Raw genomic sequence first — 22,457 nt, forward strand, 5'->3', positions numbered from 1 at the left:
ATGCTCAAGAAGAACGACACGTCCCTCAAGAGCGAAACTTCCCTGGGAACTGATCCGCTCTGGTACAAGGACGCGATCATTTACCAGCTGCACGTGAAGTCGTTCTTCGACGCCAACAACGACGGCATCGGAGATTTCGCGGGCCTGCTCGCCAAGTTGGATTACATCGCCTCTCTCGGCGTCAACACCATCTGGCTTCTGCCCTTCTATCCGTCTCCGCGGCTCGATGACGGCTACGACATCGCCGAGTACCGCGATGTCAGCCCTGACTACGGGACCCTGAAGGAGTTCAAGACCTTCGTCCGCGAGGCCCATGCCCGAGGCCTGCGCGTCATCACGGAACTGGTCATCAACCACACGTCCGACCAGCACCCCTGGTTCCAGCGTGCCCGTCAGGCAAAGCCGGGCTCCCGTGAGCGCGACTTCTATGTCTGGTCCGACACGGATCAGAAGTACCCGGAAACCCGGATCATCTTTCTGGACACCGAGAAGTCCAACTGGACCTGGGATTCCGCGGCGGGAGCCTATTTCTGGCACCGCTTCTATTCGCACCAGCCGGATCTGAATTTCGACAATCCGCGCGTTCTCAAGGAAGTTCTGAGCGTCATGCGGTTCTGGCTCGACATGGGCATCGACGGGCTGCGGCTCGACGCCATCCCGTATCTCGTCGAGCGGGAGGGCACCAACAACGAGAACCTTCCTGAGACTCACGAGGTCCTGAAGAAGGTCCGCGCCGCGCTCGATGCCGCTTACCCGGACCGGCTGCTGCTGGCGGAAGCCAATCAGTGGCCGGAGGACACGCAGGAGTATTTCGGCGACGGCGACGAATGCCATATGGCCTTCCATTTCCCGCTGATGCCGCGCATGTACATGGCCATCGCGAAGGAAGACCGCTTCCCGATTACGGATATCCTGCGCCAGACGCCTGAGATCCCGGAGAACTGCCAGTGGGCGATCTTTCTGAGGAACCATGACGAGCTGACGCTCGAGATGGTCACCGACGAGGAGCGCGACTACCTCTGGAACACCTACGCGGCCGACAAGCGCGCCCGCATCAATCTCGGAATTCGGCGCAGGCTTGCGCCTCTCATGCAGCGGGATCGCCGGCGCATCGAGCTGATGAATGCCCTTCTGCTGTCCATGCCCGGAACCCCCGTCGTTTATTACGGCGATGAGATCGGGATGGGTGACAACATCTATCTTGGCGACCGGGATGGCGTTCGCACGCCCATGCAATGGTCGCCGGACCGGAACGGCGGGTTCTCCAGAGCGGATCCGGCCAGCCTCGTGCTGCCGGCCATCATGGATCCCATCTATGGTTTTGAGTCGGTCAACGTCGAAGCCCAGAGCCGCGATCAGCATTCGCTCCTGAACTGGATGCGCCGGATGCTGATGCTCCGCCGCAACCATCACGCCTTCGGCCGCGGGACGTTCCGGCTTCTCTACCCGTCCAACCGCAAGGTCCTGGCCTACCTGCGCGAACATGAGGATGAGACCATCCTGTGCGTCGCGAACCTGTCGCGAACGCCGCAGGCCGTCGAGCTCGATCTCTCGGCCTTCGCCGGCCGGGTTCCTGTCGAGATGACCGGTCCGTCTCCGTTCCCGCCCATCGGCCAGCTGACCTACCTTCTGACGCTCCCGCCCTATGGCTTCTACTGGTTCCAGCTGACGACGGAAACCGACAGTCCGCAATGGCGGACGGCACCTCCTGAGCAGCTGGGCGAGTTCGAGACCCTGGTTCTGCGAGGCGGTCTGCAGGGCAGCATGGACGAGCGGCACTTGCAGACGGTCGCCCGGGACATCCTGCCGACCTACCTGCCGATCCGGCGCTGGTTTGCCTCCAAGAACGAGACGCTGAACGAGGCGCGTATCCCGTGGACCGTGCCGATGCCGTTCGCCGACGATGTCGTGATGTCCGAGATCGAGGTGAGTGTCGGCAAGCGGACCGAGCGCTACTTCATGCCGCTCGGGATCGCATGGGAGAGCGCCGGCGGGCTGCCGCTGCCGCAGCAGCTTGCTCTGGCCCGGGTCCGCAGAGGACCGCGCGTGGGCTTCCTGACGGACGGCTTTGCCGTCGACCGCTGGGCACATGCTGCCCTGCAGGCCCTGTGCGAGAGGTCTACGGTAAAGACGCCGGATGGGGAGATCCGCTTCGAGGGCACCTCCCAGCTGGACTGCATGGAGGTTACGCCGGAAGCTCCGATCCGCTGGCTCTCGGCCGAGCAGTCGAACAGCTCGCTGATCGTCAGCGATCTTGCCATGATCAAGCTCGTCAGGCGTGTTTTCCCCGGCGTCCATCCGGAGGCGGAGATGACGCAGTATCTGACGAAGGTCGGATATGAAAACTCGGCCCCTCTGCTGGGGCAGATCCTCCGTGTCTCGGAGGATGGGACGCCTCATACGCTCGTGATCGTCCAGGGTGCCATCCGCAACCAGGGCGACGCCTGGAACTGGATGCTGGAAAACCTGAAGCGAACCCTCGACGAGTACGAGCTGATCGAGAACGACGCTGTCCCGGAGGAGGGCATCTTCACAACTCTCGAGAATTTCGCCGAAGTCGTAGGACGGCGTCTTGGGGAGCTGCATGTGGCCTTGGCCGCACCGACGGACGATCAGGCCTTTGCGCCTGTTCAGGCCGGGTCGGACGACATCAAGGTCTGGAAGAACAGAGCGCGCGATCAGCTCGTCTCTGCCCTCGACATCCTGGGCGGGATGGGCGACGAGCTTGATCCTGAAGCCGCCGCACTCGCGGCCGGTGTTCTGGAAAAGCGTGACGAGCTGATCGAGGCTGTCGACCGCCTTGCGGAAGCAGGTCGCGGGACGCTGCTGACGCGGATCCACGGCGACTTCCACTTCGGTCAGGTTCTCGTCGCGCATGGTGACGCCTACATCATCGACTTCGAAGGCGAACCCGTTCGCGAGCTCGAGGAACGGCGTGCAAAGACAAGCCCGCTCCGTGACGTCGCCGGGCTGCTGCGCTCGCTGGACTACGTAACCGTGACCGCGTCGATGCCCGATGACGACATCTCCTCTGCGCAGTTCCGCGACATCCGGAAATCCCTGCTCGGGAACTTCTATGCAGGAGCCCAGGAGGCGTTCCTGGGCGCCTACTGGGATGCCACCGCCGAGGCTCCGCAGCTCGGACTCTCGTCGGACCGGGGCGGCCCACTCCTTGACCTGTTCCTGCTGGAGAAGGCGGCCTACGAGATCCACTATGAGGCTTCCAACCGGCCGAAATGGCTGACCATCCCGCTCCGGGGTCTGTCCGACCTTGCGCAGCGTCTCGTGAAGGCGGGCAATGGAGGTCGCGAATGATGGCCGGACACGACGCTCTTCTCGCCGGCATCGACCGAGCCGGCGTCCAGGCCCTGGTCCAGGGGAGGCATGGAGATCCGTTCTCGATCCTCGGCCGGCACCCGACGAGCAAGGGAGATGCCGTTCGCGTCTTCATGCCGGGTGCCACATCCGTCGAGGCTGTGACGCGGGACACGAATGAGATCACCCGGCTGCGTCTCGTGCATGCCGACGGGGTCTTTGCCGGGCTGGTCGGCCACGATGCCCGATACAGGCTGCGGATCCACTGGCCCGATGCCATCCAGGAAATGGAGGATCCCTACAACTTCGGCCTGCTTCTCGGGGATCTCGACCTGCATCTGATCGGGCAGGGAACCCATTATGAACTCAGCCGCGTGCTCGGCGCCCAGCCCATGACCGTTGAGGGCGTGCCGGGCGTGCGTTTCGCGGTCTGGGCTCCCAATGCCCGGCGCGTCTCCGTGGTCGGAGACTTCAACAGCTGGGATGGGCGGCGCAATCCCATGCGCCTGCGCGGGGAGGCTGGAATCTGGGAGCTCTTCGTTCCGCGCCTCGGCCCCGGTGAGCGCTACAAGTACGAGATGGTCGGCCCCCATGGTCAGCTGCTGCCCCAGAAAGCGGACCCTGTCGCGCGCGCAGGCGAAGCCGCTCCCGGAACGGCATCCATCGTTGCGCGCTCCGAGCCGTTCCCCTGGACCGACGCCGAGTGGATGAGCTCGAGAGGCGCACGTCAGAGCGAGACCTCACCCATCTCGGTCTACGAGGTCCATGCCGGCTCCTGGATGCGCTTGGAGCAGGAAGGCAATCGCAGCCTGGACTGGACCGAATTGGCCGATCGTCTGATCCCGTATGTTTCGGGAATGGGGTTCACCCATATCGAGCTCCTGCCGATCACGGAATATCCGTTCGGAGGTTCATGGGGCTACCAGCCCCTCGGACTCTTCGCTCCCACCGGGCGCTACGGAACACCGGAAGACTTCGCGGAATTTGTGAACCGCTGCCACGAGGCCGGCCTGGGCGTGATCCTCGATTGGGTCCCGGCTCACTTCCCCACCGATATCTGGGGTCTTGCCCAGTTCGACGGCACGGCCCTGTACGAGCATCAGGATCCAAGGGAGGGCTTCCACCAGGATTGGAACACCCTGATCTACAACCTTGGGCGAAACGAGGTGAAGGGCTTCCTGATCGCAAGCGCGCTCCACTGGCTCGAGCGCTTCCACATCGATGCACTCCGCGTCGACGCCGTCGCATCGATGCTCTATCGTGACTACAGCCGCCAGGCGGGCGAGTGGATTCCGAACAAATACGGAGGCAGGGAGAACCTCGAGGCCATCGAGTTCTTCAAGCACCTCAACAGCATCGTGGCCCACCGCTGCCAGGGGGCGATCACCATCGCTGAGGAATCCACTGCATTCCCGGGGGTGACCAAGCCTACGGAGGAGAGCGGTCTCGGGTTCACGTTCAAGTGGAACATGGGATGGATGCACGACACGCTTCACTACGTGGAGCAGGATCCCGTCTACCGAAGCTACAACCACGGAGCCTTTACGTTCGGCATGGTTTATGCCTATTCCGAGCGCTTCATCCTACCGCTGTCGCATGACGAGGTCGTGCATGGAAAGGGATCGCTGATCCGGAAGATGCCCGGCGACGAGTGGCAGCGGTTCGCCAACCTCCGCGCCTATTTCGGGTACATGTGGGCTCATCCTGGAAAGAAGCTGCTCTTCATGGGTGGCGAGATTGCCCAGGATCGGGAATGGAACCACGACGCTTCGATTTCCTGGGAGCTGCTGGACAATCCGCGGCACGCGGGAGTTCAGCGCCTCGTCCGCGATCTCAACCGCATCTATGCCGCCGAGCCGGCCCTGCACGGAACCGACAACGATCCCGCCGGCTTCGAGTGGGCCGTGGTGGACGATTCCGGGAACTCGGTCTTCGCCATGCTGCGCTTGGCGCGGGATGGGAGTTCGCTCATCCTGGCCGTCAGCAACATGACGCCTGTTCCGAGAATGTCCTATCGCATCGGAGTGCCTAAAGCAGGGACTTGGCATGAGATCCTCAACACCGATGCGGGGATCTACGGCGGCAGCAATCTCGGGAATGGCGGCGCTTTGCAGGCCGAGGAGATTCCGTCCCACGGACGCCCCTTCTCCCTGAGCGTCGTGCTTCCGCCCTTGAGCACGGTTCTGTTGCGGCTGGGCTGAGCGATCCGAAGCGGCGCAAGCCCGAGATGTTTATTCGGGTGCGGAGACCGGGAGGGCCTGCAACGCCTCAGAAGACGTCGTCTTTCTGGAAGCAGGGGACCGCCCCTTCATGTTCATGGAACGAGAACGTGCAGCGGTGTTCTAGGGCGAAGTCGGCGATCCGTCGGAGCGGGCCTTGAGACTCGTATGACAGCGTCACCTCCCCGAACATGTGTGCCAGCGCGTCTTCCGGGACCGTGAGGGTCGTTCCAGGATCCAGGTTGTCGAGCTTCTGAGCCAGGTCCTCTTTGGTCATGCAGGCCTCCCTTTCGGCTCCCTACAGTACCGAACTTTTTGGCGGGAAAACGAAGAAACCGTTTTGTGAGCGGTGTCTGCATCGAGACGGCAGCGGCCCAACGGTGCCGGCCCCGCTTTCATGATGAAACATGTTCCCACACCCGGCATTGACCTCCCGTCTGAACGAGAGGAACCATCATGACCCAGGACAAAACCGGACCAGATGCGACGCCTCGCATCGGACTCGATCTCGGGCGTCAGATTTTCGACGACGCGAAGAACGGCGGCAAGAAGCAATCTGGCGTGAGCGATGAGAGCATCCGCCAGAGAGCCTACGAGATATGGGAAAGGGAAGGACGCGCCGGCGACCCGCAGGATCACTGGTACAGGGCAGAGCGTGAGCTGAACGAGGGTCAGTCCGAACGGTCCTCCGCGACAGCGCAAGAGGCGCCTCCCGCAGCCGCTGCTGAAGGGGCGAAAGCCAACAATGAGCAGCCGGCCGGGGAAGGGGGCGCCCAGAAGAAGCCTCGGCGCAAGCGCACATCCTAGAGGCTTGGGCGACAGGGGCTCCTGAGGTCCTTCACCTTTCGATCCTGGCCGGGCGGACGGGCGGGAGCGGCGCTCGTCCGGCTCCGCCTCTCTCGGGCGACGGCCTCGGCAGGGGGAACGGAAGAAGCTCATAGCCATAAGCCAGCTTCCAGACCGCCCGCCTGTTCCCGCGGCGCCCGGCTGCAAGCTCGCCGGCAATCCATCGGGTGATCAGCGGCGCGGCCACGCTCGTGCCGTTCATGGCCACGACGGAGCCGCTGTGCGTCCCGGCTGCGAGAACACCCGCCCGAACGATGGAATCGTCGCTCACCGTCAGCGCATCGGGCCCGCACCGATGCGGCAAGGCAGCGCCGACCGGCGTCGTGACCGGCCCGCCTGCGGAATAGGCAGGCGGCCGCAGCTCCCGGCGCAGCAGGCCGCCGATCACGATGGTGTTCCGGCCCGTGGCGATTGCGTTGATGGAGCCCTCGCGCTTCACCGGGCATGCGGGATCGTCCTCTTCGAGAAGATCGCCGTCGTGACCGTAGATCTCGTAACTGGGAACATCGAAGTAGGATTGCCGCCCCCGGCGCGGGTAGCCGACAGGGGCATCATCCCGCTGAACCCAGGCTTCGACAGGCTCGTGCGATGACAGCCACAGGTTCTTCAGGGACAGGTTCCACAACCCCGCCGGAGCAACCGGATCGGAGGGAACGGGGGAGTTCTCTGACTCGAGCCGCGTGGTCGGTTGGAGGGAAATCAGAAACATGCCGCGCCCCGTCGGCGCAGAGGAAAGATGGTATCGTGCCTCGCAGAGCACCTTCCCGCCGACATCGTATTGCAGAATATAAGTGTCGCCCTCCTCGAGCGGAGGACTGACATCGCCCTGCGGGGTTGCGACGGTCAGCTCGACCCGGTTTCCTGCCGCAGTTGCAGGCGGGAGCCAGATCTCGACGAAGCTCGGGGTGAGATCGTCGGGCAGCACGCGCAGGGGCAGGGTCGCCTGATCGCCGGCAGCCTGGAACGCGACCGTTGCGTGGGCGCGCGCCAGATGGCTGTTGCCGGAAGGAATGACGACCCGCATCGGCTTGTTGCCTGGCGTGGTGTTGTGGTCGCGCAGGATCTGGTCGTACGCGAGCTCGATCTCATGGGTGCCGTCATGGGGCCCGGCGAGCAGCCCGTAGCTGAAGTTGACCACGACCGGCAGGCTCCGGCCCCGCCCTGCTATCGCCTGGGCTCTGTCGCGGATGTATTCCAAAGCCTTGACGGCATAGGGCGCGAGGCTGGCCCCGGACGAGTCGGCCGTGGTCGCGGTCGGCAGCTGAACGCAGACGATCCGCCAGTCGGGCGCCTCGTCCGGATCCCACCCGCAGGCGAGATCCATCACATGGGCCCCGTGAGAGGCGCGCCATGCCAGGCTCTTTCGGCCCTCCCGGGTGAAGTCGGCAACTCCGGCACGACGGTAGATCTCATCCTCGTCGATGAAATCCCCCTGCCGGCAGGTCGCGAGGAGGTTGTCGATCTCCCCCTTGTCGATCTCGAAGCCGTTGTCGAAACCGATGGGTACATTGCTCGCTGTGCCGTGCTGCACCCATACATATTCAATGCGGGTCGTGCCGTCGGGTTTGCGGAAGCGCTCATGGGCGAAGGGAATGCCGTCGTCGATGATGCCGACCACCACGGTGTTCGGCGTCACGCCCGGTGACGGCGACTGGAGGGGACGGGCCTTTCTGGCGTCACGGGAAGCCGCCGACGAGGAGGGCAGGGGCGGTCCGAGGGTGAAGCGCTCCAGTCCTTCGAAGAGGTGTCGAAACGTCCGATCCTCGACCAGCCGGCGTGTCTTGGAAAGCGACAGAAGCCGGACGTCGAAGGGCTCTGCACTGCGAGGCGGCCGCTCCGGCATGTCGGCATCTCCAGCGGCATCCCGCCAGAGCGCCCAGGCCTTCTCATCCCAGGGCTCCGTCTTGCGGCGCAGGAGAACCGGGACGCTCTGCTCCCTGACGGACGGCAGCAGGAAGTCCTGCAGGCCCGGGCCCAGGGCCCAGTGTGAGTAAGGATCGAGAACGGATCGGGCGACGGGATCGATCTTCGGTGGTACGCGCTTCCAGGCCATGGGGCGCTCCTGCTTTCAAGGAATGGACAAGTGCGTGTTCAGGTCCATTCCGCCTGCGCCTTGTCCCAGAGCCAGGCGAGAACATAAGATTGGTGCTGCGAGTCGATTGCCTGATCGTTGGCCGCGTATTCCACGGAGTAGCCCGTGGCGCTCGGCATCGGCGTGAGCGTCTCCGTCGTCACGTCATAGAGATCGTGCCAGATGAAGTCGGCATCCTGGGGGTACTTGGTGCCGTTGAAGCGCCACGCCGTGTAGCCGTCAGCGCCGGAGCAGCGGCTGACGAAGTACTGTCCGAGGGTCAGGCCGAGCACTGCGCCGGCGGCGCTGTCGACGGGAAAGTGCACGCCTGCGACGGTCCGGTTGATGGCGATCCTCGCCGCGAGGCGCAGAAGCTGGGTGCGCCAGTCTGCGCTGTTGTATCCGGGCCTTCCCGAGGCTTTCATCAGGCTCCACAGCACCAGGGCCGCCGCGAACGCCTCCGTGGCGTGTCCGCTCGGCAGCGCGCCATGGGCCGGCGTGACGATCATCGGCTGGATCTGCGGGGAGTACTCGACCGGCCGCCGGCAGGCGAGGCCCTGCTTCACGCGCAGGTGCACGAAGAGCGCAAGGCGCAGGATTGCTGACAGAAGCTCCAGGGTCCGGGGCGTCCGGTCCGGGTGGAGCTGAGCGATGGAGCTCAGAAAGGCCATCCCGCCGCCGATCTGCGTCAGGATCTCGGTCTGCCGGTCGGGACGGAGTTCGGCATAGTGGTTCACGAGAGTGAGCTGTGCCTTGAAGATCGTCTCCGTCGGACGGGCCATCAGGATCAGGGGCTTGCAGACCGGCGCGGGCGCGTCGTCTCCGGCAGGCGCCGGAACTTCGAGGTGCCAGACCGCCATGTGCCGGGGGTTCACGGTCGCGTCTTCCATGGTGAAGCCGAGGCGTGAGACCATCTCCGCGTCGATGATTGCGGCTCGGACCCAGGGGGACCAGCGATCCAGGTTGTCGCTGTCCTCCAGGTCGAGCTCCCCGGGGACTGCTCCCGGTGCGCGCCATTGCCCAACGATCCCGTCACGGCTGCGGATCAGGGCATCGCTCATGAGGGGCGAATCGTAGACGCTACCTCCGACACCGCCAACACCTCCCACACCCCCGACGCCTCCCACGCCGCCGACACCCCCAACGCCGCCGACCCCGCCGACGCCTCCAACTCCACCCACCCCGCCGACACCACCGAGGGGTCCGATACCTGTCGAAAAGTAGCTCACGTTGGTCCACTCCCTCTTTGCCGAAAACCGCCGCTACTGAGGTACTCCTGCCTGCTGCAGCACGGACGCCCATTCCTCCCCGATCCTGTAGCCGGTGCTGGGCGAGCGCTCGCGCCAGCTGCGGATCGTGAGATGCGGCTCCAGCTGCATGAGCCGTCCCACCGTGCGGCGAGCATCGTCGTGCATTCCGAGCTGCCACTGGGCGATGGCTAGGGCGCGCAGGGTCGAAGTGTGGGTGCAGTTGGATTTGAGCGAGCGCTGCGCGAGCTTCAGGGCACGGTCGAACTGATGAGCCGTGAGGTGAGCGGTCGCCGCGAGTGAGTCGTAGAAGTAGCGGTGAGGGTCGAGCGGCGACAGCTTCCGCGCGCGCTGGGTGCAGCTCACAGCCTGCTGCCCCTCGTCCTTGAAGGCGTGCAGCGTACCCTTGAGCAGCCAGGCGAGGGAGTCGTTCGGGTTGTTCAGGAGGGCGAGTTCATAGCGCTCCTTCGCCGTATCGAGTTTCTTCAGAAGGTTCGTATGAACGAACCCATCGACGGCAAGCGCCAGGGAGCATTGCGGATCGACATCCAAGGCCTGCTTCGTACAGCGCAGGGCGAGCTGCGCATCCTGATGTGGATCATCCGACCAGCCCTGCTGGACCCGCAGGACATGCCACTTGGCGAGCCAGGCGCGGGGAATGGCTTGGCGCGGAGCCCGCTCGATGAGAGCCTCGAGGAGCCTGCGTGCCTCGTTGAAGTCGTAAGGGGAGAGCCGATGCATCAGGGCGACGGCGGCCAGCAGCAATGTATAGCTCTTCAGGGTGGGAAGGGCCTGGGACTGCGCCCGCTGCAGTTCACTTACCATGACGGCGGCGTTCACGTTTGCGGCAATCTCGTCGATCAGGTCCCGCTTGCCGGAAATGATGGCGCTCAGCTGGCCCTTGTAACGGGAGGCCCATGAAACCTGCCCCGACTTTGCGTCTGCCAGCTCGGCCTCCACAACGACTTGCCGGTTCTGGACCCGGTAAAGACCGGAAAGCACATAATCTGCGTTGAGATTGGCACTGACCTGGGTCAGGGACGCCTCCCTGCCGCGGAACACGGTGGTCGACAGGCGCGAGATCACGTGCAACTCGGGAGAGCGCGAGAGGTCCTGAATAAGCTCCTCGGCAAGCACTTCCCCCAGAACATGGTGCTCGTCCTCGGGATCGCGCGTCGTAAAGGGAACGACGGCGAGCGTCGGAAGAAGGTCTCCCATGGAATAGCCCGCCTCGATCACAGGCCGTGGTCCAGGCGGCCCGACACGGTAAGCTCGCACGGGCTGCGGCATGTGCTTGAGATAGCATTCGCCGAGATCCTCGATATCGGCATCGAGATCGGCCGTGAGCCGGTCGCGCACATTGGCCGAGATAACGATCTCGCCTGGACCGGCAAGGGTGAGGATGCGGGCCGCCCGGCTGACGCCACGTCCATAGAGATCGGCCTGATCGATGATCACGTCGCTGACCTCTATGCCCATCCTGAGCATGATCTGCTGGGCTGGAGGAAGGCGCTGGTTCTGTCGGTCGCGTTCCTGCTGGATGGCGAAGGCCGCGGCGATGGCCGAGCGCACATCGTTGAAGTCCAGCAGCATCCCGTCGCCGAGGCCTTTCGTGAAGTGCCCGCCGTGATCAGGAAGAATGCGGCTCCGAACGTGCTCGACGAAGGCCAGCCAGCGCGAAACGAACTCCGCCTCGTCCTGCTCGACAAGACGAACGGATTCGACCACGTCGAGGATCAGGACCGCTCGCTGCGCCCGTATGGCGGCAGGGAACGGATCGTCGGATTGCTGGCCAATCTGCATCGAAAAAAGCTCGCAACATTGTTCCTGTCCACAGAGTGGCTCAGCTGGAATGACAGACGATGTTGGAAGTCTTTTTTGTTTAATCCTAACGCATTCAGGCCCGGTTTGACAGTCCAGGAGTGAGTAACCAACCTACGACTTGGACGCGACGGAAGAGTTCTTGGTCCGTCGCGCCGGCACCGGCCGGCTGCGTTCCGTCCCCTGTCCGGAGCCCTGCAAACAGAAAAAGGCCCGGCAAGCGGCCGGGCCCTTCCATCAGAAGCCATGCGATCAGTTGGCGCTGCGTTTGCCATGCTCCAGGGTCAGGCCTGCGGCGGTTCGGTTTGCAAAACCTTTCCAGTAGGTGTGCTCGGGCTTGAAGGAGCCGTCCTTGTTGGCCGCGAAAACTCCTTCGCTCGCCCGTTCCACGGGCAGATCCAGGTAGCTGCCGAGTTCGGTGTCCGCCTTGATGTAGCGCCCCAGGAAGGCGGTGACGAAGTGCTGCGTGATGTTGTTCATGCGGACCGTGTCCCACACCGGGTCGGCATAGTGGTTGAAGGGCGTGGAGCTTCCGCCTTCTGCCATCTGCCAGCTTTCAACTGGCGCCGGAATGGGGGCCGCGGCGTTGTGGTTGGCGTTCTCGAAGGTCAGCAGATAACGATCCGCATTCACACTGCCGGTGAAGAGCGCGCGCACGCCTTTCTCATAGCCTGAGACATCGTCCTTGCTGCCCGCGATGTAGAGGATCGGCGTCGTGATTCCGGTGAGCCCCTCCTGATTCCAGAAGCCGCGCTGCATCCCCCAGGGAGCGATGGCCACCACGGCCTTGATCCGCTTGTCCGGCAACTGCTTGTGGGTTTCGGATCCAGCCAGGTGCACGGAGAGCATGCCTGCGGGCACGCCCGAATCGTAGGCCACCGCTTCCTTGCTGACGCCGGCGCCGGCGGTGATCACCGCGCCGTAACCGCCCATCGAATACCCGATCAATCCGGTGCGGGAGGTGTCGACCAGCCCGTTCAGGAAATGACCGTTCTCCTTCGACAGCTGATCGATGGCGTTGAGCACGAAGACCTGATCGAGGGGGCGGTTAATCAGGGTCGAACCGAACTTGCCCTGATCGGTATAGGTGGAATCCGCGTGGTCGATGGCTGCGACCGCATAGCCTTTTGTCGCGAGATTTTCCGCAAGGTGGCTGAGCAGGAAGCGGTTGCCCGGGTAACCATGGCTGATGATCACAAGCGGGTAGGGGCTGCCGGCCGCTTTCTTGGGCTGGGCGTCGCGCACTGCCTTGCCATGGAGGGTGACCTGGGTCTTGCCGTCACGCAGGAACACTCCGGGGTAGTCGCCCGACTGCTTGCCGTCCGTTTCGGCCGGGTACCAGACCTCCAGGGTGAGCTTGCGGTCGTAGCGCGGGGGCTCCTGGCCGGCCGTCGCCTTCAGGACATCGATCTGATTCTTGTTGGTCACCTCGATGGTGCGGACGCCGATCCCGTGCTCGCCATGCTTGGCGAGGGCCGGCGCATCGGGGCGGATCAGGTCAATGCGATTGTCGTGCGTCATGTCCTGCGCGGATGAGGGGAAGGGAATGGCAAGCACGATCAGGGTCGCCAAGGCTGCACTTCTCACGAGGGTTCCTCCTGGGTGATTGAGATACGCGGTGGGTACCAACCGGCTGGTCGCCTCCGGAGCGCCGATCAAACATCGCCCTGTGACACGATGAAGACGTCTCAAGGAGAATCTGCAGCCGTCTGCGGCGCGAAGAACTTGTACTGGGCGTTGATCAAGGCCTCCAATCCGCCCTTGGATCCATCCGTGTAGTACCATTGCCGCAACGCGGCTGAACGCGAGTAGAGGCCGAGTTCGACCTCCGCGATCCTGCACTGCATGTCGGTGATACTGCTGAAGCCTTTCTCCAGAGCCATCTCCTCCGCGCTTCGTGGCAAGCCCGTCTTGGGGCCGAGAACAGGCGGCATCGGGGCCGGAGGATGAGAGGCGAAATCACGCCCCAGGATATCCAAGACTCGAATGAGCGGGTTCTGAGTCAGCGGGTAGAGCACAAGACCACCTCTGCAGGCATCTGTCGGGGCGATCTTAGCCCAGGATGATCTCACATATAGCGGGATGCTGGCCGAAATTAAGAGAAAGTTAACAACGAAAATCGGGCATTTGAAATGCAGCATTGTTCCGTCAACAGACGGGGCAGGACAGCGCAGGCGCATTGGCCTATCGTGTCCGGGAGTTTGGGAAACGACTGGGGGCAGACATGAGCATCGACGATCTCAAGGCCAAGGTTGCGCGCGAGTTCGGGACGCCCGCGATTGTGGTCGATCTGGATGTGGTCGAGCGCAACATTGCAAGGGTGCAGGGGCTGTGCGACGCGGCCGGCGTGGCCAACCGGCCTCACATCAAGACGCACAAAAGCCCCGTCATCGCATCCATGCAGCGGGATGCCGGAGCCCGAGGCATCACCTGCCAGAAGATCGGCGAAGCGGAGATCATGGCCGAGGCCGGGCACGACGACATTCTGATCGCCTACAATATTCTGGGCGAGGAGAAGATCGGCCGCCTCGGCAGGCTCCTGTCCCGGACGAAGATGACCGTCGCGGCCGACAATCCCACCGTGGTGGCAGGCCTGCCGGAGGCCGCCAGGATCGCCGGGCGGAACCTGGGCGTGGTGGTGGAGTGCGACACCGGGCGCAGGCGGGCCGGTGTCGAGACGGTCGCGGAGGCGGTGGCCCTGGCGAAAGACATCGCTTCCCGGCCGGGCCTCTCGTTCGCCGGCTTCATGCTGTATCCGCCGGAGAATGCCGTGAACGAGACACAGGCATTCCTCGATGCAGCCATGGCCGGGGTGCGTGACCTTGGTCTCGATCCAGAAATCGTATCGTCCGGCGGGACGCCCAACCTTCTGAACCTCGGCAGGATCAAGGGCGTCACCGAGCACCGGGCCGGAACATCGGTGTTCAACGACCGGATGATGCTGGCGGCAGGTTTCGCGCAACTGCAGGATTGTGCCCTGACGGTTTATGCCACCGTCGTGAGCCGGGCGGGAGCGGAGCGGGGCATTCTCGATTCCGGATCGAAGACCCTCACGAGCGACACGGGCGGTCTGGAGGGGCATGGCCTCATCCTCGAGCATCCGCAGGCGAAGATCGCCCGGTTCGCGGAGGAGCATGGCTTCCTGGACCTGTCGGGCTGCAACGACCGCCCGAATGTGGGCGACATCGTCCGGGTCATTCCCAATCATGTGTGCGTCGTGGTCAACATGGTGGACCGCCTGGTGACGGTCCGCGGGAATGAGATCGTCGGCGAGCTGCCCGTCGCGGCCCGTGGACGTCTGACCTGACCCGGGGAGCCCCAGCCTACTTGAACGGGCCCGCCTCCCGGTCATTTACGTAAGCTAGGTCGAATGCCGCGGATCAACGGCGGCAAGCGGGAGGCTGCCCACGATGAGCGATGAGCCCAAGATCAAGCCCTATCCAGGTCCTGCAGGCGGATGGGGATCCGTCCGTTCCGTCGAGAGCATCCTGGCCAAGGAGGGGCGGCTCGTCAGCGGTAACGCCATTCTGCTCAAACAGAACAAGCCTGACGGTTATGCCTGCGTGAGCTGTGCCTGGGCGAAGCCGGCCGACCCGCATCCTTTCGAGTATTGCGAGAACGGCGCCAAGGCGACAGCCTGGGAACTCACCACCAAGCGGGTCACGCCGGAGTTCTTCGCCAAGCACACGCTGGCCGAATTGCGGACGTGGTCGGATCACGATCTCGAAGAGGCCGGGCGTCTGACACACCCCATGCGCTATGACGCGGCGTCCGACACCTACGTCCCCGTCGGTTGGGATGAGGCCTTCCAGGAAGTCGGCAAGGAGCTGAAAGGCTTCGATCCGCGCCAGGTGGTGCTCTATGCCTCCGGCCGCGCCTCGCTCGAGACATCCTACATGTGGGCGCTCTTCGCCCGGCTCTACGGCACCAACAATCTGCCGGATTCCTCCAACATGTGCCACGAGAGCACCTCCGTGGCCCTGCCGGAGAGCATCGGTGTTTCCGTCGGCACGGTGATCCTCGACGACTTCGCCCTGACCGACTGCATCCTATTCTTCGGCCAGAACGTCGGCACCAACTCCCCGCGCATGCTGCATCCGCTCCAGGAGGCGTCGAAGCGCGGCGTACCCATCGTCACGTTCAATCCGCTGAAGGAGCGCGGGTTGGAGCGCTTCACCAACCCGCAGGCGCCCACCGAGATGCTGACCGGCTCGGAAACGCGCATCTCCTCGCAGTACCACCAGGTGAAGATCGGCGGCGACGTAGCGGCCCTCATGGGGCTGGCCAAGATCCTGATCGAGGCTGACGACAAGGCGCGGGCAACCGGCGGAAAGCCGGTGCTCGACCACGCCTTCATCGCCGAGCACACCCACGGCTTCGAGGAATTCGCGCAGGCCGCCCGGCAGGCCCAGTGGCCGGAGCTGGAGCGCCGCTCGGGCCTCTCCCGGTCGACCCTGGAGGCAGCGGCGACGGCTTACGCCAGCGCGAAGTCGGTCATCGGCATCTACGGCATGGGGCTCACCCAGCACAAGGCGGGCGTCGAGAACGTGCAGATGCTCGTCAACCTGCTGCTCCTGAGCGGCAATATCGGCCGACCGGGCGCCGGCATCTGCCCCGTGCGCGGCCATTCTAACGTGCAGGGGCAGCGTACGGTCGGGATCGCAGAGAAGCCTGAACTCGTTCCCCTCGACAAGCTCAAGGAGCAGTACGGATTCGAGCCGCCGCGCTGGAAGGGGATGACCACAGTGGAGGCCTGCGAGGGCATCATGAAGGGCGAGGTTAAAGCCTTCGTGGCGCTGGGCGGCAACTTTGTGCGGGCGGCTCCGGAGACGGCAGCGCTAGAAGAGGCATGGACGCGCCTGCGCCTGTCGGTCCAGATATCGACCAAGCTCAACCGCAATCATCTCATTCCGGGCGAAATCACCTACATCCTTCCATGCCTCGGGCGGATCGAGATCGACGAGCAGGCAACAGGACCTCAGGCCGTGTCGGTCGAGGATTCCACCGCCTGCATCCATGGCTCCAACGGCATCGCGAAGCCCGCGAGCCCTAGTCTCCTGTCCGAGCCACGCATCGTCGCCGAAATCGCGAAGGCGACCCTTCCGCCCAATCCCAAGGTGCCGTGGGATGATTGGGTGGCCGACTATTCGCGGGTGCGCGACGCCATCGAGGAGACCTACCCGGAGGACTTCCGCGGCTTCAACGAGCGCATGTGGAAGCCCGGCGGATTCCATCGCCCGATCGCCGCCCGCGAGCGGCGCTGGAAGACCAAGACCGGCAAGGCGAACTTCATCGTGCCGCAAAGCCTTGAGGCGGACCTCGGTATCGCCGAAAACGATCGCGACATCTTCAAGCTCATGACGGTGCGCTCCAACGACCAGTTCAATACGACGGTCTATGGCTATTACGACCGGTTCAGGGGCGTCAGGGGCACCCGCATGGTGCTGTTCATGAACCGCAACGACATCGCCCGCCTGAGCCTGGAGGAGGGGGATACCGTCACCCTCACCACGGCTGTCGATGACGGTGTCGTGCGCCAAGTGAGCGGATTGCGGGTCACACCGTACGACATCCCCGAGGGATGCTGCGCGGCCTATTATCCGGAGTGCAATCCCCTGATCCCGGTCTGGCATCATGCCGACAAGAGCAAGGTGCCGGCGGCGAAGTCGATCCCGATCCGCATCGCGCTTCAGCAGAAGCATGTGCCGGAGGCAGCGGAATGAACCTTCACCTGCATCCGATCATCCGCTTGCCGCAGACATCCGTGGACAAGGGGATGTTCAGCGCCGGGAACCGCGTTCTGCCGGAGGAGGTCCCGGTGGCGCTCACCTACAATGGATCGACTCACGCCGTGATGATGGCCAGCCCGGCCGATCTGGAGGATTTCGCCCTCGGCTTCAGCCTGTCGGAAGGGATTATTGCCAAGCCGGACGATCTGCTCTCGATGGAGATCGTCGAGCATGATCTTGGCTGCGAGATCAGGATGTGGCTGCAGGACGTCCGCAGCAAAGCTTACCGGGCCAGGCGGCGCGCTATGGCAGGGCCGGTCGGCTGCGGATTATGCGGCATCGAGTCCCTGGCGGAGGCGGTCAAACCGGCATCGAAAGTGCACGGCGCTCTCCATCTGCCTCCATGGGCCATTGCCGCCGCCATGTCCGATCTGGCCCGTGCGCAGCAGCTCAACAGGGAGGCGAGGGCCATCCATGCTGCGGCTCTCTGGCGACCTGAGCAGGGTCTGATCGCCATCCGCGAGGATGTCGGGCGTCATAACGCGCTCGACAAGCTGGCTGGCGCCCTCGCACGAGCCAACGAGTTCTGTTCCGGCAGCTTGGTGCTTCTCACCAGCCGCGTATCCGTGGAGATGGTGCAGAAGGCAGCCCGCATGGGCGCCCCGGTCATTGTCGCGATTTCCGCTCCCACGGCCTTGGCCGTCAGGGTAGCTGACGATTGCGGGCTGACCCTGGTGGCCGTGGCGCGTGAGGATTCCTTTGAGGTCTTCACCCACCCCGAGCGCATCCAGCGAATCGGGCCCTAGCAGGGGAAAGCGCCTGGCGCCTCCTTCCAAGGAAACCCGCGCTCCCCGATCATCCAAGCCACTCGGAGGGAAACTCCGCCGGGTGCTGGTATCGCACGCCCGGCGGAGCCGTTCTTGCGACGGCAAGCGTTAGAAGATGAAGTCGCTGGTGCCGATATCGGATGCAACGACCCCCTTGAGGATCATCACGTCGAACTTATGCCAGATCACGGTATCGTTCCCGGTCTGCCATATGGCAAGATCGGACAGGCGATCGACACCGGAGAGGCGGCTGACATTGATCTTGTCCTCGCCGTCACGGAAATCGGTGACGGTGTCGTGGCCGGAGCGCTCGAACACGAAGATGTCCTTCCCCGAGCCGCCGGTCATCTGATCATTGCCCTTGCCGCCCATAAGGATATCGTTGCCTTCACCGCCTTTCAGGATGTCCTGGCCACTGCCGCCCTTGAGGAGGTTGTTGCCGGAATTGCCCGTGAGGCAGTTGTCGAGGTCATTGCCGGTGCCGTTGAGATGCTGACTTCCGGTCAGGATCAGGTTCTCCACGTTCTTGCCCAGAGAATAGGTGATCGATGCCCTGACCGTATCGACACCCTCGCCCCTGCTCTCGGTGACGCTGTCCCGTCGGTTATCGACCTCGTAGGTGTCGTTGCCCTTGTTGCCCCACATCCGGTCTGCTCCGGATCCGCCGCGAAGGAGATCTTCCCCGTCGCCGCCGTAGATCCGATCATCGCCCGCCTTGCCGTCGAGGGTGTCGTTGCCCTTGTCGCCATACAGGCGATCGTTGCCGGCACCGCCGTAGAGATCGTCGTCGCCGCGGGTGCCCTTGACCTCAAGGTTCTTCGGAGGTTGAGGCGGCTTCGGCACTTCCGGCTTCGGCTCCGCGACATCCTGCACGTTGATGGTGACCGTCTCGGAATACGAGCGTCCGGTATTGTCCGTCACTTTGATGGTGATCTCGTGAGACTTGGCTGCTTCGTAATCCAACTTGGCGCCTTCGGCGACCACGAGCTTGTCGCCCACGATCTTGAAGAGCTCTGCTGCCGGCCCCGACAGGGTGTAGGTGAACGTATCGCCTGCATCGGCATCGACGGCGGAGAGGGCGCCGATGATCGTTCCGGCCGCGGAGTTCTCCTTTACCGATCTGTTCGACAGCGCGATGTCAGTCGGGGCATGGTAGACAGGATCCTCCGGCGGCTCCTCATTGGGAACACGGCTGCCGCTGGTCTCGCCGCTCGAGGAGACGTGGAACACATTGGACAGGCCCGTAATGCTGGTGTTTCGCATAATGATGTCGGCGAAGGTCTGTCCGCTGTCCTCGAACAGGCTGTCGTCCAGGATCTCGAGGTAGTAGAAGCGGTCCCCATCCTGCAGGCGGTCGAGCTGCTCGAGGAACAGGTAGCCGAAGGTCGAGCCGAGTTGCCCCTTGGTCGCCTTCTCCGCCAGGCCGCCAACCCACAGATCCATGGCCTCGAAGCCTTCTGGGTAGGCCTCCTTCAGCTGGTTGATGAAGCTGTCCGACAGGCTGTTCCGCTTCTGGAAATCCTCCCAGCCGGAATAGGGCCGCAGGCTCGCCAGGCCGGTCTTTTCATAGAGCTGCTCACGGACGGAGTTGAAGGGTGCAATGCCTGTATCGCGCCCGCGGAAGATATTGAGGGCGGCAAGATCGAGCGGCCGGCCGACGAGCTGGTTGCGCAGAGCGTTGACGACGTCCACATCGATAGCCTGATGCGCGACACCCGTGGCTCCTAGCAGCAGTTCGTCGATGCCGAGCTCCGCCACCCTGCCCGGACTCAGGAAGGCCTGGATGAGGGAGATGTCGTGCATCTGACCGTTGGCATCCTTGTAGCTCACAGTCTCATTGAGCATGGAATGGCCGAAGCGGTAGGCTACGTGAGCGAACTCCGCCGAGATGGAAGCATCGACGGTCGGATCGTATCCGTCGAAGCCGTGCTCGTTCTCGCCCGGGTCGATGCCGCCTGCCATGGCGTCGGCAAATTCTGTGAACACGACCCGCTGGTATTCGGCGGTGTTCATGATGCGCGCCGCCTGGAAATACTCTTCCTCGGTCCAGGCGCCGTTGGTGCGCGCCTTGAGCTGGTCGACCCAGTAGTTGTGATTGCGTGCCCAGATCGTGTGCATGGACGTGAGCATCACGTTCTCGTTCGCCCGCCCGTCGCCTGTGATGTAGTAGTTCCCGATCTTGTCGAGGTCGTAGCCATTGGCCGGGTTGTTCCCGACGAACTGAGGGATGAAGTCCAGCAGCAGGGCGTGCCCGGTGCCGTCGAAGTTCGAGACGTCCTCCGAGGTCAGCTCCTGCCCGCCGGTCATGATGCGGTAGTTCTCGCGGACATGATTGAGAGTCGGAAGCAGGGCGCGGCCGGAGCCGTCGATTTCTCCTGTAAGCATGTAGGCCGACTGCTTCGGGCCATTCGGGCCCTGTTCCCACTTGCGCAGAAGGTCCGTGACCTGTTCGTGAGATCCGTAGACCTGATTCTGGTCCACATAGGGCGACGTCATGTTGACATGTTGAGCCGCAACCTCGTCCCCGGTGTTGGCAAGTCCGTCTGGATTGATGCCGGTGCCGGGCGCATAGTTCGCCCGCGAAGCGGTGATCGGGAAGCCGTCCGAGCCGATTTGAACGGAGCCCGGCTGGCCCTTGGGAACGAAGTCGAGACCATGGTCGAAGTACTGGCCGAAGAAGGTCAGGAATGCACTGCCGCCGAACGCGTTCAGCATACTTTCCTCGACCCCGTCGCCGTTGTTGTCCTGGTTTGAGACGATGTCCGAGATCTCGCGCGGCGTGTTCACGGTGGTCCGAATGCCTGTCGCGCCGTCGGTGTAGTACGGATCGGTCAGCCGGATGAATTGCTGTCCGGCCGTGCCCCAGTTCGGATTGCCGGTGTTATTCCCGTATCCGCTGGAATCACGGAGCTGTCCTGTCCGGACGAGATGAAGAAGGTCCTGAAGGTCCTCGTTGTCCAGTTGCAAAGCCATCGTACTCCCTCCGTGCTTGGCCGAATGGTTCGACCATGCTGGAAGGCAATCTCGATGGAGGCTAGTTGGGCTGACGTCGCGCGGGCGAAGGTCTGAGGGGAAGTCGGACGAAGGTCGGAAGGGAAATGCAACGGCTCAGGAAGGCCTGTCGATCCAGCTGATATTGTCGATCTCAACGGCCGCCCAGTTTAGAGTGACATTAGGCGGCGGCTGCACAAGATCGCAAGAGCTGCCCTGACTTGCAAGGGCGGGATGCTGCGCATTCATGCTCCTGCCCGCATGGTGGCATGCAACCGGCCGAGCCTGCATCGTCCAGTCGCCTCAGGAGAGGGTCTGATGTTGCGGCACATACTTGGACATCATCAAGGCTGCCTCAACACGATTGCGGACGCGCAGTTTCTGAAGAATGTTGGTCAGATGGTGCTTGATCGTCTTTTCGCTCAGGTCGAGCGTGTTGCCGATCTCCTTATTGCTCCGGCCCTGAACGAGAATGGAGAGGATCTGTCGCTCACGCGGCGTAAGGTGCGGGAGATTGGGGCTGCTCGCCTTTACCTCCACATATTGTAGAGGGCCCGAGCGGATAAGGAGTTTCGCCGCTAGGCTCGGCGAGATGAAGCTTTGTCCTTGGCCCAGCACAGCGACCGCCTGAAGCAGCTCCGCACTGCTGGCACCCTTCAGAATATAGCCGCGAACTCCACGTTTCAGAGCCGTATAAACGTGCTCCTCCTCCGCAGTGTCGGCCAGAAGCAGAATGCCGAGCTTTGTGTTCTGCTGCAGAAGCGTCTCAACAGCCTCCATGCTCGGACAGAAAGCGCCAGCATCGATGACGACAATATCAGGGGTGCGCTCTTCCGAAAGCCTGATTGCATCCTCGATCGTTGACCCGTGACCGACAACCTCAATATCGATCTGGGAGTTCAAGGCGAGGACAACACCATCGCGGAAGAGCGGTTGCCTGGCCACAACGCAAACACGAAAGCCTTCTTTCATTGGAGCCCCCCAGTTCCAATAGAGTTCCGTCCGATGGACTAGGCAAATTTTCAGTTGCCTATCGGTGCTTGGAAGTCGCACCGCCATTAGTCCTAGGATAATAAATCCTTAAAATACTTAGCAATAACTATAAATCGCGGGAACAGGATCGTAACACCTCTTAGGGATTAACTCAGAGTGGGTAGAAGATTCTGCCCGTCGGAGGGATTTGAGCGCCTCAAACAACGTACAACAAAGCAGGAAACGAAGGTAATATATTCATAGGCATAATGTCGAGAGCAGATTGCTCAGCTCCGGTGCGCTCCCACAAACGGGTGGAAAGGCACTAGGCATAGACCTATGATCGGTCTTCCGACCAAAGTCCCAGGTACGGGCAGACCACAGTAGGACCTTAGTACCTGAACCGGTCCTAGGACTTC

At 63.1% G+C, this 22,457-nt stretch carries 14 protein-coding genes; 6 read left to right on the plus strand and 8 right to left on the minus strand.

Going from position 1 to position 22,457, the window contains the following annotated elements:
- Together treS and glgB are read left to right on the plus strand one after the other, a co-directional pair.
- Nucleotides 1–3,315 carry a maltose alpha-D-glucosyltransferase gene (treS, locus tag JAO75_RS06300; protein ID WP_199047599.1) on the plus strand — a complete coding sequence of 1,105 codons (3,315 nt, stop codon included), beginning with the start codon at nt 1–3 and terminating at the stop codon, nt 3,313–3,315.
- On the plus strand, nt 3,312–5,516 hold the full coding sequence (glgB, locus tag JAO75_RS06305) for a 1,4-alpha-glucan branching protein GlgB (RefSeq protein ID WP_199047601.1): 2,205 nt from the start codon (nt 3,312–3,314) through the stop codon (nt 5,514–5,516). Before treS ends, glgB begins: the two co-directional genes overlap by 4 nt.
- Before the next feature lie 67 nt (nt 5,517–5,583).
- Here the strand turns inward: glgB and JAO75_RS06310 are convergent, their stop codons facing one another.
- Nucleotides 5,584–5,811 (minus strand): hypothetical protein, encoded by a 228-nt coding sequence (locus tag JAO75_RS06310; RefSeq protein ID WP_199047603.1) that lies wholly within the window; start codon nt 5,809–5,811, stop codon nt 5,584–5,586.
- A gap of 179 nt (nt 5,812–5,990) precedes the next feature.
- Between JAO75_RS06310 and JAO75_RS06315 the strand changes: the two genes are divergently transcribed.
- Nucleotides 5,991–6,341, plus strand: a complete 351-nt coding sequence (locus JAO75_RS06315; RefSeq protein ID WP_199047605.1) for a DUF2934 domain-containing protein — start codon at nt 5,991–5,993, stop codon at nt 6,339–6,341.
- A gap of 31 nt (nt 6,342–6,372) precedes the next feature.
- On the opposite strand, the gene JAO75_RS06320 is transcribed toward JAO75_RS06315, so the two are convergent.
- The 5 genes from JAO75_RS06320 to JAO75_RS24665 all read right to left on the minus strand — a co-directional run bounded on the left by JAO75_RS06320 (nt 6,373) and on the right by JAO75_RS24665 (nt 13,402).
- The gene (locus JAO75_RS06320) at nt 6,373–8,433 is read right to left on the minus strand and encodes a S8/S53 family peptidase (RefSeq protein ID WP_199047607.1); all 2,061 of its coding nucleotides are present in this window, start codon (nt 8,431–8,433) and stop codon (nt 6,373–6,375) included.
- Nucleotides 8,434–8,471: 38 nt separating this feature from the next.
- The gene (locus tag JAO75_RS25340; RefSeq protein ID WP_199047609.1) at nt 8,472–9,680 is read right to left on the minus strand and encodes a phosphatase PAP2 family protein; all 1,209 of its coding nucleotides are present in this window, start codon (nt 9,678–9,680) and stop codon (nt 8,472–8,474) included.
- A 33-nt stretch (nt 9,681–9,713) separates the two neighbouring features.
- Nucleotides 9,714–11,501, minus strand: coding sequence for an adenylate/guanylate cyclase domain-containing protein (locus tag JAO75_RS06330; protein WP_199047611.1), 1,788 nt, complete (start codon nt 11,499–11,501; stop codon nt 9,714–9,716).
- 270 nt (nt 11,502–11,771) lie between these two features.
- Complete coding sequence (locus JAO75_RS06335; protein ID WP_199047612.1) at nt 11,772–13,106, minus strand: poly(ethylene terephthalate) hydrolase family protein; 1,335 nt, start codon at nt 13,104–13,106, stop codon at nt 11,772–11,774.
- Between the two features lie 101 nt (nt 13,107–13,207).
- Complete coding sequence (locus JAO75_RS24665) at nt 13,208–13,402, minus strand: hypothetical protein (protein ID WP_210340179.1); 195 nt, start codon at nt 13,400–13,402, stop codon at nt 13,208–13,210.
- A gap of 341 nt (nt 13,403–13,743) precedes the next feature.
- Between JAO75_RS24665 and JAO75_RS06345 the strand changes: the two genes are divergently transcribed.
- The 3 genes from JAO75_RS06345 (at nt 13,744) to fdhD (ending at nt 18,054) form a co-directional block, all read left to right on the plus strand.
- The gene (locus JAO75_RS06345; protein WP_199047614.1) at nt 13,744–14,826 is read left to right on the plus strand and encodes a D-TA family PLP-dependent enzyme; all 1,083 of its coding nucleotides are present in this window, start codon (nt 13,744–13,746) and stop codon (nt 14,824–14,826) included.
- A gap of 103 nt (nt 14,827–14,929) precedes the next feature.
- Nucleotides 14,930–17,242, plus strand: coding sequence for an FdhF/YdeP family oxidoreductase (locus JAO75_RS06350; protein WP_199047615.1), 2,313 nt, complete (start codon nt 14,930–14,932; stop codon nt 17,240–17,242).
- Nucleotides 17,239–18,054 (plus strand): formate dehydrogenase accessory sulfurtransferase FdhD, encoded by an 816-nt coding sequence (gene fdhD / locus JAO75_RS06355; RefSeq protein WP_199047616.1) that lies wholly within the window; start codon nt 17,239–17,241, stop codon nt 18,052–18,054. Before JAO75_RS06350 ends, fdhD begins: the two co-directional genes overlap by 4 nt.
- Before the next feature lie 129 nt (nt 18,055–18,183).
- On the opposite strand, the gene JAO75_RS06360 is transcribed toward fdhD, so the two are convergent.
- Both JAO75_RS06360 and JAO75_RS06365 read right to left on the minus strand, forming a co-directional pair.
- The gene (locus JAO75_RS06360) at nt 18,184–21,048 is read right to left on the minus strand and encodes a peroxidase family protein (RefSeq protein WP_199047617.1); all 2,865 of its coding nucleotides are present in this window, start codon (nt 21,046–21,048) and stop codon (nt 18,184–18,186) included.
- Nucleotides 21,049–21,369: 321 nt separating this feature from the next.
- Complete coding sequence (locus JAO75_RS06365; RefSeq protein ID WP_199047619.1) at nt 21,370–22,038, minus strand: LuxR C-terminal-related transcriptional regulator; 669 nt, start codon at nt 22,036–22,038, stop codon at nt 21,370–21,372.
- Nucleotides 22,039–22,457 lie beyond the last annotated feature (419 nt).

The organism is Microvirga splendida (assembly GCF_016427565.1).
Taxonomy (GTDB): domain Bacteria; phylum Pseudomonadota; class Alphaproteobacteria; order Rhizobiales; family Beijerinckiaceae; genus Microvirga; species Microvirga splendida.

Excerpts from the sequence above, each read along its gene's own strand:
- treS (WP_199047599.1), top strand. The coding sequence starts at position 1 with ATGCTCAAGAAGAACGACACGTCCCTCAAGAGCGAAACTTCCCTGGGA.
- glgB (WP_199047601.1), top strand. The coding sequence starts at position 3,312 with ATGATGGCCGGACACGACGCTCTTCTCGCCGGCATCGACCGAGCCGGC.
- JAO75_RS06310 (WP_199047603.1), bottom strand. The coding sequence starts at position 5,811 with ATGACCAAAGAGGACCTGGCTCAGAAGCTCGACAACCTGGATCCTGGA.
- JAO75_RS06315 (WP_199047605.1), top strand. The coding sequence starts at position 5,991 with ATGACCCAGGACAAAACCGGACCAGATGCGACGCCTCGCATCGGACTC.
- JAO75_RS06320 (WP_199047607.1), bottom strand. The coding sequence starts at position 8,433 with ATGGCCTGGAAGCGCGTACCACCGAAGATCGATCCCGTCGCCCGATCC.
- JAO75_RS06330 (WP_199047611.1), bottom strand. The coding sequence starts at position 11,501 with ATGCAGATTGGCCAGCAATCCGACGATCCGTTCCCTGCCGCCATACGG.
- JAO75_RS24665 (WP_210340179.1), bottom strand. The coding sequence starts at position 13,402 with ATGGCTCTGGAGAAAGGCTTCAGCAGTATCACCGACATGCAGTGCAGG.
- JAO75_RS06345 (WP_199047614.1), top strand. The coding sequence starts at position 13,744 with ATGAGCATCGACGATCTCAAGGCCAAGGTTGCGCGCGAGTTCGGGACG.
- JAO75_RS06350 (WP_199047615.1), top strand. The coding sequence starts at position 14,930 with ATGAGCGATGAGCCCAAGATCAAGCCCTATCCAGGTCCTGCAGGCGGA.
- fdhD (WP_199047616.1), top strand. The coding sequence starts at position 17,239 with ATGAACCTTCACCTGCATCCGATCATCCGCTTGCCGCAGACATCCGTG.
- JAO75_RS06360 (WP_199047617.1), bottom strand. The coding sequence starts at position 21,048 with ATGGCTTTGCAACTGGACAACGAGGACCTTCAGGACCTTCTTCATCTC.
- JAO75_RS06365 (WP_199047619.1), bottom strand. The coding sequence starts at position 22,038 with ATGAAAGAAGGCTTTCGTGTTTGCGTTGTGGCCAGGCAACCGCTCTTC.